This window comes from Emticicia sp. 21SJ11W-3, from assembly GCF_024138715.1.
Classification (GTDB): domain Bacteria; phylum Bacteroidota; class Bacteroidia; order Cytophagales; family Spirosomataceae; genus Emticicia; species Emticicia fluvialis.
Window position 1 is genome coordinate 4281041 of the sequence record NZ_CP092074.1, and the last position, 14513, is coordinate 4295553.

General features: G+C 43.1%; 16 protein-coding genes and 1 tRNA gene. 11 read left to right on the plus strand and 6 right to left on the minus strand.

Features of this window, described 5'->3' with window-relative positions:
• Positions 1 to 56: 56 nt before the first annotated feature.
• Positions 57 to 959 (minus strand): AraC family transcriptional regulator, encoded by a 903-nt coding sequence (locus MB380_RS18115; protein WP_253529439.1) that lies wholly within the window; start codon positions 957 to 959, stop codon positions 57 to 59.
• Positions 960 to 1192: 233 nt separating this feature from the next.
• Between MB380_RS18115 and MB380_RS18120 the strand changes: the two genes are divergently transcribed.
• The 5 genes from MB380_RS18120 (at position 1193) to MB380_RS18140 (ending at position 4717) form a co-directional block, all read left to right on the plus strand.
• Positions 1193 to 1987: a (Fe-S)-binding protein gene (locus tag MB380_RS18120; RefSeq protein ID WP_253529449.1), complete on the plus strand. Its 795-nt coding sequence runs from the start codon at positions 1193 to 1195 to the stop codon at positions 1985 to 1987.
• Between the two features lie 80 nt (positions 1988 to 2067).
• Positions 2068 to 2574 carry a hypothetical protein gene (locus MB380_RS18125; protein WP_253529451.1) on the plus strand — a complete coding sequence of 169 codons (507 nt, stop codon included), beginning with the start codon at positions 2068 to 2070 and terminating at the stop codon, positions 2572 to 2574.
• A gap of 20 nt (positions 2575 to 2594) precedes the next feature.
• Positions 2595 to 3629 (plus strand): Atu2307/SP_0267 family LLM class monooxygenase, encoded by a 1035-nt coding sequence (locus tag MB380_RS18130; protein WP_101728087.1) that lies wholly within the window; start codon positions 2595 to 2597, stop codon positions 3627 to 3629.
• A gap of 24 nt (positions 3630 to 3653) precedes the next feature.
• Positions 3654 to 4145 (plus strand): GAF domain-containing protein, encoded by a 492-nt coding sequence (locus MB380_RS18135; protein WP_253529453.1) that lies wholly within the window; start codon positions 3654 to 3656, stop codon positions 4143 to 4145.
• Positions 4146 to 4147: 2 nt separating this feature from the next.
• Positions 4148 to 4717 (plus strand): bifunctional precorrin-2 dehydrogenase/sirohydrochlorin ferrochelatase, encoded by a 570-nt coding sequence (locus MB380_RS18140; RefSeq protein ID WP_253529456.1) that lies wholly within the window; start codon positions 4148 to 4150, stop codon positions 4715 to 4717.
• Positions 4718 to 4768: 51 nt separating this feature from the next.
• Here MB380_RS18140 and MB380_RS18145 read toward each other — a convergent pair whose 3' ends face one another.
• Positions 4769 to 6529, minus strand: a complete 1761-nt coding sequence (locus MB380_RS18145) for an ABC transporter ATP-binding protein (RefSeq protein WP_253529460.1) — start codon at positions 6527 to 6529, stop codon at positions 4769 to 4771.
• Positions 6530 to 6719: 190 nt separating this feature from the next.
• Here MB380_RS18145 and MB380_RS18150 point away from each other — a divergent pair, with 190 nt between their 5' ends.
• The 6 genes from MB380_RS18150 (at position 6720) to MB380_RS18175 (ending at position 12077) form a co-directional block, all read left to right on the plus strand.
• On the plus strand, positions 6720 to 7400 hold the full coding sequence (locus MB380_RS18150; protein ID WP_253529463.1) for a hypothetical protein: 681 nt from the start codon (positions 6720 to 6722) through the stop codon (positions 7398 to 7400).
• 13 nt (positions 7401 to 7413) lie between these two features.
• Positions 7414 to 8583 carry a glutathionylspermidine synthase family protein gene (locus MB380_RS18155; protein ID WP_253529468.1) on the plus strand — a complete coding sequence of 390 codons (1170 nt, stop codon included), beginning with the start codon at positions 7414 to 7416 and terminating at the stop codon, positions 8581 to 8583.
• A 58-nt stretch (positions 8584 to 8641) separates the two neighbouring features.
• The gene (locus MB380_RS18160) at positions 8642 to 9550 is read left to right on the plus strand and encodes an alpha/beta hydrolase (protein ID WP_253529478.1); all 909 of its coding nucleotides are present in this window, start codon (positions 8642 to 8644) and stop codon (positions 9548 to 9550) included.
• Between the two features lie 82 nt (positions 9551 to 9632).
• Positions 9633 to 10331, plus strand: a complete 699-nt coding sequence (locus MB380_RS18165; protein WP_253529481.1) for a hypothetical protein — start codon at positions 9633 to 9635, stop codon at positions 10329 to 10331.
• Between the two features lie 118 nt (positions 10332 to 10449).
• Positions 10450 to 10803 (plus strand): YciI family protein, encoded by a 354-nt coding sequence (locus tag MB380_RS18170; protein ID WP_253529484.1) that lies wholly within the window; start codon positions 10450 to 10452, stop codon positions 10801 to 10803.
• A gap of 47 nt (positions 10804 to 10850) precedes the next feature.
• Positions 10851 to 12077: an RNA polymerase sigma factor gene (locus MB380_RS18175; protein WP_253529487.1), complete on the plus strand. Its 1227-nt coding sequence runs from the start codon at positions 10851 to 10853 to the stop codon at positions 12075 to 12077.
• Positions 12078 to 12150: 73 nt separating this feature from the next.
• Here the strand turns inward: MB380_RS18175 and nusG are convergent, their stop codons facing one another.
• The 4 genes from nusG to tyrS form a co-directional block, all read right to left on the minus strand.
• Positions 12151 to 12702 (minus strand): transcription termination/antitermination protein NusG, encoded by a 552-nt coding sequence (gene nusG, locus MB380_RS18180; RefSeq protein WP_101728097.1) that lies wholly within the window; start codon positions 12700 to 12702, stop codon positions 12151 to 12153.
• Positions 12703 to 12723: 21 nt separating this feature from the next.
• Positions 12724 to 12906, minus strand: a complete 183-nt coding sequence (secE, locus tag MB380_RS18185; protein ID WP_101728098.1) for a preprotein translocase subunit SecE — start codon at positions 12904 to 12906, stop codon at positions 12724 to 12726.
• Between the two features lie 25 nt (positions 12907 to 12931).
• Positions 12932 to 13002, minus strand: a tRNA-Trp gene (locus MB380_RS18190).
• Between the two features lie 130 nt (positions 13003 to 13132).
• A complete protein-coding gene (gene tyrS / locus MB380_RS18195) occupies positions 13133 to 14452 on the minus strand; it encodes a tyrosine--tRNA ligase (RefSeq protein ID WP_253529490.1) in 1320 nt (439 codons plus the stop codon).
• Between the last annotated feature and the right edge of the window lie 61 nt (positions 14453 to 14513).

The window sequence follows — 14513 nt, forward strand, 5'->3', positions numbered from 1 at the left end:
AATTCTGCTAATTCGTACTTTACATCTTTAAAATGCCGCTATCTGGCTTTGAAAACCTAAAAACGCTTTCCTTTTAAAAATGCTGATGGCGGGAAACCGAAATATCTTTTAAATGCCTTACTGAAGGTGTATATATCGGCAAAGCCTGATTGCGTTGCTGCTTCTGATACAGCGTACCTGTGTTGCAGTAAAATACTTTTGCCAAATTCCAGCCGTTTTTTAATGATATACTGGTTGGGCGACATCCCAAAAACTGCCTTGAAAAGACGGTAAAAATGGTATTCTGAAAGGCAGGCCTCTTGTGCAATAGTTTTGATTGACAAAGGCAACATAAAGCAGGCGTTTATATAATCTCGTCCTTTTTGCACACGCCGGTACAAATCCTTTCTGGTATCCGGTTTTACGCCTGGTATAGCCCGCAGGTGTCTGAAAACCGGAAGCTGGTCTTGTATAATTTTTTCGGCAATAGGGTAAAAGAACTCATCAGAAATACTATCCTGCTCAGCTAACCCACTGCGAACAGTTGCGGTAAGTTGTCTTAAGTATTGTCCAAGCAGGGTTTCAGTATCCCGATAACCACTTTCAAAAAAGTGAGCCGAAACAAAAAAACTGCCCAATTCTGCATCACTAAAGGGCGTATCAGGTCGTTTCCAACCGGCAATAACTTCGGCTATCAGCCGGGGGCTTATGTTAATGCAAATACCTTTTACGTTTCGTCTCTCATCAACCTCAACCTTGCCTTCGCAGGTGTCGTTAGTTAGCAGATAATCTCCTGCTGTAATAGGGTAGCTATGTCCGTTCAGCTGATACCTCTCAATGCCTTCAACCACATACTTGATGGCAAACCCTTCCGATTTTACGGGCTCATAAAATTGCCTTAGTGATGAGAAAACTAACGAATTGCCATTCATTTTCACTACATCAAGGGTGTTTCCATCTTCATTAAATAAATGAATCATAGGCTCGCAGGTTCAATACGCAACAAATAAACATGGATAATGACCCGATGCCAGGCTTTTTTTGATAAAAGGCTGTTTTTGTAGAAGAATGACATAACAAATCAGCAGACTTTTATTGGCAGCATTCTTAACTGCACATTTTAATAATATTTTGCTCTATTATTGCAAATATTATGCAAGCATACTATTTTTGCTATAAGCCTCAGTCTGATGGGGCGACTAACGACAAAACTATGACAGACGCTACAGAATATAAAGTACCTACCATGGCAGAAATGGCCGCTCAGGGAAAAGAACCTGAAGTGCTTTTCTGGGTTGGATGTGCCGGTTCTTTCGACGACCGCTACAAGAAAGTAACCATTGCTTTTGTAAAAATTCTGAATAAAATCGGGGTGAACTTTGCCGTGTTGGGCACAGAAGAAAGCTGCACCGGCGACCCAGCCCGCCGGGCTGGTAACGAGTTTACCTTTCAGATGCTTGCCCAGCAGAACATACAGGTGCTGAATGGCTACGGCGTTAAGAAAATAGTAACGGCCTGTCCGCATTGTTTCAATACGCTCAAAAACGAATACCCCGAGTTAGGTGGCAATTATGAGGTAATCCACCACTCGCAATATCTGCAACAACTCATCAACGACGGCCGCGTGAAGATTGAAGGCGGCGGCACATTTAAAGGCCAGCGAATTACTTTCCATGACTCCTGCTATTTGGGCCGGGCCAACGATGTTTATGAAGCGCCGCGCCAGGTTCTGGCAACGCTGGATGCAGAATTGGTTGAAATGAAACGTTGCCGTACCAATGGGCTATGCTGTGGTGCCGGAGGTGCACAAATGTTTAAAGAACCGGAAAAAGGCTTTAAAGATATTAATGTAGAACGCATAGAAGAAGCCCTGGCAACCGGAGCCAAAACCATTGCCGTGGCCTGTCCGTTCTGTATGGTTATGATGTCTGACGGCGTGAAAAACAAGGAAAAAGAACACGAGGTGAAGGTGTATGATCTGGCCGAATTGCTGCTTCAGACGCTTTAATACTTCCCTATAAGATACTAGGCTCAAAGAACTTTTACAGGCAGATTGAATGTTTATCTAACAGAATAAAAACCTGTAGTATGTATATTTCTTTTGAACAATTACCTCAGAGCGCGCGCATCTGGATATACCAGGCTAACCGTACACTAACCGATAATGAGGTTTCTTTAGTTGAAACTACACTTCAACCTGTTGTAACCAAGTGGGCGGCTCACGGCACTGCACTATTAGCTTCAGTAAAAGTGCTGCTGAATCGTTTTGTAATTATTGCCCTTGACGAAAGCCAGTACGAAGCCAGCGGTTGTTCAATAGATGCTTCAACCCGTTGGTTTAAAGAACTGGGCGAACAACTGAATGTTGATTTCTTCGACCGCTCGCAGGCCTACCTTGATGGTAGCGAAATAAAAACTTTTTCTATTTTCCAGCCTAAAAAAGCCATAGAAAGCGGATTAATCGCTGCTGATACGGTTGTTTTCGTGAACAACAATCATATTCAAACATTGGCCGACTTGTCAACCAACTGGCAGATTAAAGCATCAGAAAGCTATCTGAAAAGATTTTTCAATAACGTCAATATCCCGGCATAAAACTCCCACAACAGATTTTCATGGAACTAGGTATCAGTACATTTGGCGAGGTGCATCCTGATGGTGTAGCAGGTAAAGCGGTTAATGCACACGAACGCATGCAGGAATTAATTGCAGAAGGCAAACTGGCAGACGAGGTAGGCTTAGACGTTTTTGCAGTAGGCGAGCATCACCGCCCTGATTTTATCATTTCAGCGCCCGAAGTGGCTTTGGCTGCCATTGCTGCGGTTACTAAAAATATACGTTTGTCAAGTTCAGTAACGGTTTTAAGCTCTGCAGACCCGGTACGCACGTTCCAGAACTTTTCTACGCTCGACCTCATCTCTAACGGTCGTGCCGAGATACTGGCAGGCAGGGGTTCATTTACAGAGTCTTTCCCGTTATTTGGTTATGATTTGCAAGACTATAACGAGTTGTTTATAGAAAAACTCGATTTACTTTCAAAAATCAACCAGTCGGAAATCATCACCTGGAAAGGCAAACACAGAGCGCCCATTTACAAATTGGGTGTGTATCCAAGACCCATTCAGGAGTCATTGCCCATCTGGCTTGCAGTGGGTGGCACTCCGGCATCGGCTATCAGAGCAGGTAAAATGAACCTGCCTATGACACTGGCCATCTTAGGAGGCAGACCCAGCCAGTATGTGCCGTTTGTAAATCTTTACAAGCAGTCGTTCAAAGAAGCCGGGCATAACCCTGCCACTTTTCAGTTAGGTATCAACTCGCAGTTTTATATTGCCGATACCTCGCAGGAAGCGGAAGACGAGTTCTGGCCGTCATACGAAAAACTGATGAACCGGGTGGGTAGAGAACGCGGGTGGTCGCCTATAACCCGTGAGCATTTCGAACTTTCATGCTTACCTGACGGCCCTTTGTTTGTAGGTAGTCCGCAGCAGGTAATCGACAAAATACTCTATCAGTCAGAACTTTTTGGCCATACACGCTTTCTGGCACAGATGGTAAAGGGAGACATTCCTCACGCCAAAATATTAAAAACCATTGAGCTGTTTGGCTCAGTAGTAGCCCCCGAGGTAAGAAAAGCCTTGAAAGCATAAGAATAATTTTAAAACCGGAAATTGATGGCCGAGACCTTATATATACCACAAACAGCAACTCGCAAAGAGATTTACGACAGCCTGTTGCCCCAGGTAGAAGCGCTGATCAGTACAGAAACAGACACCATTGCCAATCTGGCCAATATAGCGGCCGTTTTGAAAGAGGCATTCGGTTTTTTCTGGGTAGGCTTCTATATAAAGAAAGAAAATCAATTGGTGCTGGGGCCGTTTCAGGGACCCATAGCCTGCACACGCATTAATTTTGATAAAGGCGTATGCGGCTATTGCTACCGCACAAGAGAAACAGTGATAGTACCTGATGTAGACCAATTCCCGGGGCATATTGCCTGTAGTTCGGCCTCAAAATCAGAAATCGTAGTACCTGTTTTTGACCACACCGGCCAGGTAGCTATGGTGCTGGATGTTGACAGCGATGAACTGGATGATTTCTCGGAGGTAGATAAAGAAGGGCTGGAGAAAATGATGCAATTGCTTCAAAAAACTTTTACTATTTAATTATGAATACGCTGTTTCCAATATTTCTGAAACTGGAGCACCTGCATACGCTTATAGTAGGCGGTGGAAACGTAGGTCTTGAAAAGCTGGAAGCCGTATTGAAAAACTCACCCAAAGCGAAAATCACACTGGTAGCGCCTGAGATAAGAGAAGAAATCAGGCATCTGGCACAAAGCCATGACCTGACCCTTGTTTTTGAAAAGTATGACAGCCAGTACCTTCATGGCATTGATTTGGTAATTGCCGGAACAGATGATAAATCGGTGAATCAACAGGTACAGATAGATTGCAAAGCCAGAAAAATAATGGTTAATATTGCTGATACACCCGACCTGTGCGATTTTTACCTGAGCTCGGTTGTGCAGAAAGATGATTTAAAAATCGCCATTTCAACCAATGGTAAGTCGCCGACTTTTGCCAAGCGTTTCAGAGAAATACTGGAGGAAATCTTACCTGATAATCTTCAGGAAACCCTCGACAACCTACAGGCCATCAGAAACAAACTGAAAGGCGATTTTCAGGACAAAGTGCAGAAACTGAACGAGATTACCAAGGTAATGCGAAACCAATAAAAAATGCCCCGGAGCAATCAGGGGCATTTTTTATTCGCAAATTCAACTGTTTCAGGCTACTGCCAGCGTGTTTTTCCGCTCCCCTATCTGCTGTCTCCACATAGCATAGTACAAACCTTTTTCGGCCAGCAGTTCTTCATGCCTGCCTACTTCAATAATACGGCCCTGCTCCAGAACAAAAATTTTGTCGGCGTGCATAACGGTACTCAGGCGGTGCGCAATCATAACGGTAATGTAATCTCCCAGCGCTGTTACAGCTTTTACGGTATTGGTAATTTCTTCTTCGGTAAGTGAATCGAGGGCAGAGGTAGCCTCATCAAAAACAAAAATTTTCGGATTCCTCAACAATGCCCTGGCAATAGAAAGTCTTTGTTTTTCACCACCCGAAATCTTAATGCCACCTTCTCCAATAACTGATTCAATGCCATTATCGGCACGGGCAAGCAATGTCTGGCAGGCAGCTTTGTTGAGTGCCTCCATAATTTCATCATCAGTGGCGGTTGGATGTGCAAACAAGAGGTTTTCTTTAATTGTGCCAGAAAACAACTGTGTATCTTGCGTTACAAACCCAATCTGTGTGCGTAGCTCTTCAATATTGATCCTGTCTGACGGCAGGTTATTGTAATGAATTACCCCGCTTGACGGATTATACAAACCTACCAGCAACTTCACCAAAGTGGTTTTGCCAGAGCCTGAAGGCCCCACAAAAGCAACTGTTTGCCCTTCGTTTACTTCAAAGTTCACTTGGTCTAATGCATTAGCGTTTGCAGTTAAATGCTTAAAACTCACATTGTCAAATTTCAGATGTCTTACCACACCCAGATGTGTCGGAAACTCAGGCGTTACTTCAATCGGCTTTTTCAGCAATTTGTCAAAGTTATTTAATGAGGCCTCAGCTTCCCGATACGCAATAATCACATTGCCAATTTCCTGCATAGGGCCAAACACAAAAAACGAATAGAACTGTAAACTCAATAACTGCCCTACCGTCATCTGATCTCTGAATATCAGGAACAATAAAATAAACAGGATACACTGGCGCAAAAAATTAACAAACGTACCCTGTATGAAACTAATACTGCGCACGCCTCGTACTTTTTTAAGCTCCAGTTGAAGAATCTTGAACGTATTTTGGTTTAATCGTTTAATTTCCTGCGCTGTTAGTCCAAGGCTTTTAATTAACTCTATATTCCGTAATGATTCAGTTGTGGTACCAGCCAGTGCCGTTGTTTCTTTTACAATAACACCCTGAATCTCCTTTATTTTCCTGCTCAGTACCCTCGTAAGGGCTGCCAGTGAAAAGGCACCTGTAAAGTATATAGCTATCAGCCATGAATTAACACTTAACGAATAGATAGTCAGGAAAACAATACCCACCAGAGACGTAAACGCCACATTAATAAAAGAGGTAATAAACTTCTCAGAATCGGTACGCACTTTCTGCAAAACAGATAGTGTTTCTCCGCTTCGCTGGTCTTCAAATTGCTGATAAGGCAATTTAAGGGTGTGCCTGAGGCCATCAGTAAACACACTGGCGCCCAGTTTCTGAATTACCATGTTTACAACGTAGTCTTGCAACGTTTTGGCAATACGGCTTACCATAGCCACACCGATAATGGCCAGGAGCATCAGCAGTACCCCTTTCATAAAGTCAGGTTCGGCAAAATCTTTGGCCCGATTGGCGTATTTATCAATCAGTTTCCCAAAAATATATGGATCCAGTAAAGAGAAAGTCTGGTTAACAGCCGCCAGAAACAATGCCAGCACCACCTGCCAACGGTAGCGGCTTAAATAATGTAAAAGAAGTTTCATCAGATTTTTCTTTGGAAATGTCGTAGGTTATAAAGCATCAACAAACTGCTTCTCTAAATAATTCCAAACGTTTTCAGACTTGCTACATCAATTTTTACCCACATTTTTAGTAGAAATAACCGTTCTTCCAATCCTGCTTTGTTTATCTTTACTTTTAGGAAACCTTTGTTACTCAAAACTAAACCGAATTATGACACCCATTAGTACCCGTGCTTTCATCAGGAAAGTAAAGGATATTACCATCAGCAGTACATTGGCACTGGCTGTTTTAGGAAGCAGCTTTACCGTGCAGAGTTGCAACAACGACTCTGACAGCGACTATGAATATGAAGAAGTAGAGGTTTTTACAAAAGGGGTAAGAACTTATATAACTGAAACGGCTAAAGGTGAGTTTAAAATTACCGACGAGATTGAAGTGCCGGCCGATAGCTCAAAAGCCATTGTAACTTATCTGGATGGCAAAAAGGATACACTTTCGCCCAGAGCAGTAAAGGCTTTGATTGATAATGAGGTACGTACAAATGCCAGCCACATAGGGCAGAACAACAATCTATCTAATGCCTTGCTATATGGAGGTATGGGCTACCTGCTAGCCAAAACCATGAGCCCCAATTATGCCCAATACAGGCCAGACATCAACACCTCTAACGGTTTCAGCCAAAGCTCAGGTTCAAGAAGAGATTCTTCTTCTCATCGCAGACATGGATACTATGGCGGCGGTATGATGAGGTACTATGCTACCACGGCTGCCTTTCAGCGCTCAGGCGAAATCCACCAGAGCATTAACCATTCAAGAACCACTATGGCCAGGCCGGTGGGTGGCAAAACCGGGTTTTTCCGCAGTTCAAGCCACGGCAGCCATCATTCATAAATATATCTGATACATGAAATTTAGAAAATTACTGATACCACCTCAAACCTCATTACGAAATGCCGGTTGGGACTGGATGTTGGGTGAAGATACATTGCCGTATATTACAGATGATGCCGTAATAGTTACTGAACAGGAAGCTGAAGCATATTATGAAGGAGCCAACGAGCTATACGAACTTTTCATTGAAGCCGCTCAGCACGTGCTGGATAACAACCGGCTGGAAGAACTGGGCATACCTGAAAATCTGCACAGACTGGTAAGATACTCATGGGACGCCGACAAACACTGGCATTTATATGGCAGATTTGACCTAAGCGGCGGACTGGATGGACAGCCCATAAAGCTGATAGAATTTAATGCAGATACCGCCACCTGCATACCAGAAACCGCCATTATTCAGTGGGCATCGTTGAAAGCCAATAATCTGGATGAAAGCCGTCAGTTTAATACGCTTTACGAAAGTCTGGTAGAGAACTTCAGGCAAGTGCAGATTGAGAATCCCGGCTTTGAGCCTTCTCTGTTAATCTCTACCATGAGAGATTTCCCGGAAGACGACACCAATATGCAGGTATTGGGAGAGGCCGCCAGAGAAGCAGGATTTGAAGTAGCTTTTGAATATATAGACGAGGTGGAGTTTTCTGCCATTGAAGGTATCTACAAACAAAACCCTAAAGATGGCAGCTTTACCAGATATGACTATTGGTTTAAGCTGATTCCGTGGGAATATATTGGCTGGGACGAACCTGAACTGACAGATATACTGACCGAAATAGTTATTAAACAAAAAGCGGTGGTACTAAACCCGGCCTATACCCTGTTGTTTCAGTCGAAGTGTATTCTGAAAGTTTTATGGGAGCTAAACCCAGACCACCCGCTTTTATTACAGACGGAATCTCAAGCGCTTGCTGGCAAAGCCAGCGTAGAAAAAGTGTTGTTTGGCCGTGAAGGAGCTAACGTGAGAATCCTGACAGCCGACGGTGCATCTCTTGAACATAAAGACGGTGAATACTTTGAACAGAACACTGTTTTTCAGGAATACACCGAATTTCTGAAAGATAATGCCGGTAAATATTATCAGGCAGGAGTATTTTTTGCAGGCGAAGCCTGTGGCCTGGGTTTTAGAAAAGGAGGTAAAATTATTGACAACACCGCTCAGTTTTGTGGGCATGTAATTGACTAACTTTGTTGCCCAATCGGGCATTTTGTTTATATTTATAATTTAAACCAATAGTTAAATCATGAAAAGCCCGGTTACTTCGCTGCTTTTATGCATTTTAATTTCCTCTTTTGCATTCGGGCAGCCAGCAAATAAGGTTATCTCGTTTTTTCCGGCAGGTACCCGGCTTCATGGCAATATACCTTACGCTAAAGATACCCTGCAAAAGCATCTGTTGGATATTTACTTACCTGCCAATGCCAAAGCCGGTATGCCGCTGGTAGTATGGGTGCATGGTGGTGGTTGGATGCAGAACGATAAATATGCCGACATGAGCTACATGAAGAAGACCATTCATGCGCTGCTCAATAATGGTTTTGCTCTTGCTTCTATTGATTACCGCCACAGCACACAGGCTGTTTTTCCGGCACAAATACAAGATTGTAATCAGGCAGTTGAGTTTCTATATCAGAATGCCGGAAAATATGGTTATAACAAAGACAATATAGCTCTGATGGGCTTTTCGGCGGGTGGACATCTGGCTTCTTTGCTGGCGCTTTCGCATAACAATCGTGTGCCTTCGTTTTTGGCTGCCGGAAGCAAAAACTCATTCAGAATTGCTGCTGTGGTAGATTTTTACGGGCCTGCTGATTTTCTGGCCATGCTAAAACCAGAACAACCCAAAGGCACAGTTGATGCCGTAAGTATGCTACTTGGCGCCTCACCAATTGACCGACCAGACCTGGCAAAACAGGCCAGCCCTGTTACTTATATAGATAAAAATGACCCGCCATTCCTGATTATTCAGGGCGAAAAAGACCCATCTGTTCCACAGAATCAGTCTAAACTACTGAGCTCATGGCTAACGTTATTGCATGTAAAAAATCACCTGATTATTGTAAAAGATGCGCCGCATTACGGCGAAATGTTTGATGAAGCCTACATCAAAGACAAGATTATTGATTTTCTGAAAACCGAATTGAAATACTAAGCCATTTTAGAAATTCGTTTAAACCATATTTACAGGCATTAATAAGCCATATTCTTTTCTGGTCTCAGTTAAAAATTTAAAAATGGTAAGCAAGCGCAGGTGGTTTAATAGTATTATGGTATTGGTTGTTATTGCAAGTGGTATCTGGTATTATTTCAGCCTCCCCAAAAACAAAAAAGAAGTTGAAGTCCTTGCCGAATATGACTCTCTGGCTCAACAGCCCCCCTTCAAAAAAATAGTTTTGAGACCCTTTAAACATGTAGTGGTTAATTGCGACCTTGGCCCTGTGAAAGTGTATCTGGAGGCCGACCGGAAATCATATATTGAAATGCACCGCAATTTCATGAAATATGTTGAAATAACTTTTAAAGGCGATACCCTGATCATACACACCCTTAAAACTCCCAAATCAACCAAAGAAAAGCCCATACAAAGACAGATTTACCTGCATTCGCCCGATTTACAATCTTACTGGGGCGAAGCCACCCAGACCATTTTCTCAGACTTTGCCACTAATAGACTTACAGTCAATAGCCGGAGCAGTTATATCCGCTTTGTTAGCTGCGAAATTGAGAATCTTACACTCACAACCAATAAGGCCTGTAATTATGTGCTAGACCCAAGTTGTTCTTTTAACCATGTTATTGCGCGCATCAATAAATCAAGCGCACTTACCTGTCTCGCACGTGTGCAAACAGAATTAAGGCTCACAGCTGTCAATCTTACATACATAACACTCAGCCAGCAGAATGCTTCTAAATTGAGGATTGTGAAGGATTAATGGCTACCATAACAGGCATTGGTATTTTTATAATAATTTTCAATTTCCTTGTCCAATCCGCTTCAACTCAATTGTTATGTTACTGAAAACATTTCAAAACCATTAAACGATTAAAAAAATGGACGAATACCTATTGATTTTCAGACATGAAGATGGCAGCAAGGTGGCATCTCCCGAACAAATGCAGGTTTGGATGAAACAAACTATGGACTGGATTGGCAGCATTGCGGCTCAGAACAAATTTGTAGGTGGCAACGGCCTGCCTCACGACCACGCCAAAGTAGTACATCATAACAACGTAGTAACCAATGGCCCGTTTGGTGATATAAAAGAAACACTCGGGGGATACATTATTGTAAAAGCCGAATCGATAGACGAAGCCGTTGAATTTGCTAAAGGATGCCCTGTTTTGCAGGGAGAAGGCAACACCGTAGAAGTAAGAAAAGTGGCCAAAGGTGATGGTGTTCATTAAAAATCAGCGCAGCCCTTCCCGTAATGGTAAGGGCTCACCCAAACCCTATGCAGCATCAGGAACTCATACCACATTTGTTCAGAACCGAGTTCAGGAAGATAACCGTGGTGTTGTCAAAACTGATGGGTATAGCACATATTGAAACCGCCGAAGACATAGCCGGTGATACCTTTCTGCTGGCCTTTGAAACATGGCCTTACCAGGGTATCCCGCCCAACCCTACCGCCTGGCTCTATGCGGTTGCTAAAAACAAGGCCAGGAATATCATTGCCCGTAATCTGATTTTTAATGAAAAAGTGGGCCCTTTGGTTTCATCAGAAGCAACAGGGAGCCAGGAGGTAGAAATTGACCTGTCAGACAAAAACATGACAGACAGCCAGCTACAGATGCTCTTTGCTGTGTGCCACCCCTCTATTGCTATTGAAGCGCAGATAGGGCTGGCATTGCGCATTCTTTGCGGTTTTGGTATAGATGAAATAGCCACGGCTTTTCTGACTAATAAAGAAACCATCAATAAACGGCTTTACAGAGCTAAGGAGAAACTGCGAACCGAAAAAGTAGCCATTGAGTTTCCACCTGAAACTGAGATACCCAGCCGACTAAATGCTGTGCTGCGCACCCTGTATCTGCTCTTTAATGAAGGTTATTATTCCGAAAGCCAGGATGCTGTTCTCCGTAATGACCTTTGCCTGGAAGCCATGCGGCTTACCTATATGCTCATTGAGAATGAAACCACTAACAAACCGGAGGCAAACGCCTTGCTATCATTGATGTGTTTTCATGCCTCAAGGTTTGAGGCGCGTAAAAATGCAAACGGAGAAATAATTCTATACCAGGAACAGGATGAGAGTCTATGGAACAAAGAATTGATTGAAAAGGGGATGAATTACCTGCACCTGGCTTCTAAAGGCCAACAGGTGTCCAGATATCATCTGGAAGCAGGCATTGCCTACTGGCATACCTTTAAAGCCGATACTTTTGAAAAATGGGAGCAAATACTAAAGCTTTATAACCAGCTTCTGATGCTGGAATATTCGCCCATAGCGGCATTGAACCGCACCTTTGCGTTCTCTAAGGTGCATGGCAAAGCAAAAGCTATTATCGAAGCCGGGAAATTGAATCTGCCCGATAACCCCTATTACTTTACCCTTTTGGGTGAGTTATACAAAGATACCGATACAGCTAAAGCCAGAAATCACTTTGAGCAGGCGTATCAATTAGCCAAAACACAGGCTGACAAAAAGGTAATAAAGCGACAGATAGATGCTTTATGAGCCAGGTATAACCTAAAAACAAAAGTCCCTTCTACCTGGGCAGAAGGGACTTTTGTGCGAATAATATCTTGTATTACATCTTTTCTACTTGTACGTAACCAAGTTCTACAGGAGTACTGCGACCGAAAATCTTTACGCTTACGCTTAGTTTTTTCTTGTCTTCGTTTATTTCTTCCACAGTACCGTCAAAACCACTGAATGGCCCGTCGATAACTTTTACATTCTCGCCTTTGGTGAACGTTAATGTTGGAGAAATCACCTCACCTATAACCTCTTCCTGTACACCTAAGATACGGTTAATTTCTGACTGACGAAGAGGCTCCGGAGTCATTGAGGTACCGTTGTTACGGCCAAGAAAGCCAATAACACCCGGCATACTTTTAATCATGTGCAATACCTCACCATTGTTCAGGTCGGCATTCACAAGAATATAGCCCGGAAAATAACTTTTCTCACGTACACGTTTTTTACCGTTACGCACTTCGGTTATTTTTTCCGATGGAATTAAAATTGTAGGAACCAGATCACTTAATTTGCGACGAATGGCTTCATTCTCGATGTAGGACTTAATCTTCTTCTCCTGCCCCGAAACTGCTCTTACAACATACCAATTAATTTCGCTCATCGTTAGCAAAAATTTAAGGTTTTACACTGATTGATAAAACAAACGGAGACCGTTCTCAATCAAAAAATCAATAACACCCACAACCAAAGCAAAAATAATTGATGCCACCAATACAAGTGTAGCACTTGATTGCAGCTCACTCCACTTTGGCCAGGTTACCTCTTTGGTTACTTCTACCCAAGAGTTTTTGAAAAATTCTACCATAAAATTTTTATGTTCTTTTTACTTGCACGGGCACCAGGATTCGAACCCAGACCAAAGGTTTTGGAGACCCTCGTACTACCCTTATACTATGCCCGTGTATATTACCAAAAATCCTTTGGGGTTGCAAAGATAGATAGTTTTTTTATTCTTGCCAAATCAATCAATAAAATAACTAATAATCTTTGGTAATATTTTTATTTGCTGCATCAGCCGGCGGCTGCCGGTATCAGCTTATTTTCACAATATGATTCTTCTTGCCCTTACCTACCAGCAGATATTTGCCCTGCAGTAATTGCAAAGACGATAACGCCAGTTTCTCGTCGGTAATTTTCTCTTTGTTAATGCTCACCCCGTTACCCTGTATGGCTCTGCGGGCTTCGCCTTTAGAGGCATATACTTCATTGCGGGTTACTACCGATATCAAATCAAGCACGTTGGTGCAGGTATCCCATTCTTCCTTGCTGATTTCAGTTTGTGGCACACCTTCAAAAACACTGGTAAAGGTATTTTCGTCCAGACTTTGCAGGGTTTCAAGTGTAGCTTTACCAAATAAAACCTCAGACGCCTTCACGGCCAGCTCATATTGCGCTTCACCGTGTACCCGTATGGTTACATCTTTACCTAAAGCCTTCTGGGCAATTCTCAGATGCGGCGCTTCGGCATGCTGCTTTTCAATCTCTTCAATTTCAGCTTTTGAGTATAAAGTAAATACCCGCAATAAACGCGGCACATCGGCGTCGTTCTGGTTAAGCCAGAACTGATAGAAAGCATAAGGCGAGGTCATGCCCGCATCTAACCATACGTTACCACCTTCAGACTTACCAAACTTGGTTCCGTCTGCTTTGGTTACTAATGGAGTAGTCAGTGCAAATGCCTGATAATCTGCCGCATCCTCGCTGTTATCTTCGCCGGTTATGGCCGATTCTTTTCTTCTGATAAGCTCTGTACCGGTTGTGATGTTACCCCACTGGTCAGAACCACCCATCTGAATACGTACGCCTTTATTTTTATATAGCCAGTAGTAATCGTAACCCTGCAACAACTGATATGAAAACTCGGTGAACGAAATACCGGTTTGCAAACGGTTTTTTACAGAGTCTTTAGACATCATGTAATTAACCGTCAGATACTTGCCTACTTCGCGCAGAAACTGCAAAAAGCCTATTTCCTTAAACCAGTCGTAGTTATTTACAATCTCGGCCGAGTTTACCCCACAATCAAAATCCAGAAATTTAGACAATTGCGCACGAATGGCATCCTGGTTTTCTTTCAGTGTTTCTTCTGACAAAAACTGACGCTCGGCCGATTTACCTGAGGGGTCACCCACCATTCCGGTTGCTCCGCCTACCAGTGCATAAGGTTTGTGGCCTGCCAGCTGAAAATGTTTCAGCAACATAACAGTTGCCAGATTACCTATATGTAACGACCTGGCCGTTGGGTCAAACCCGATATACCCGGCGGTCATTTCTTTGTTCAGCTGGTCTTCTGTGCCCGGCATGGCGTCTTGCAACATACCACGCCAGCGTAATTCTTCAATAAAATTCATACTCAACCGATTCGTCGGCACGCCCGCAAGCGGCGGGAAATTTAAAACGTATATTTAATAA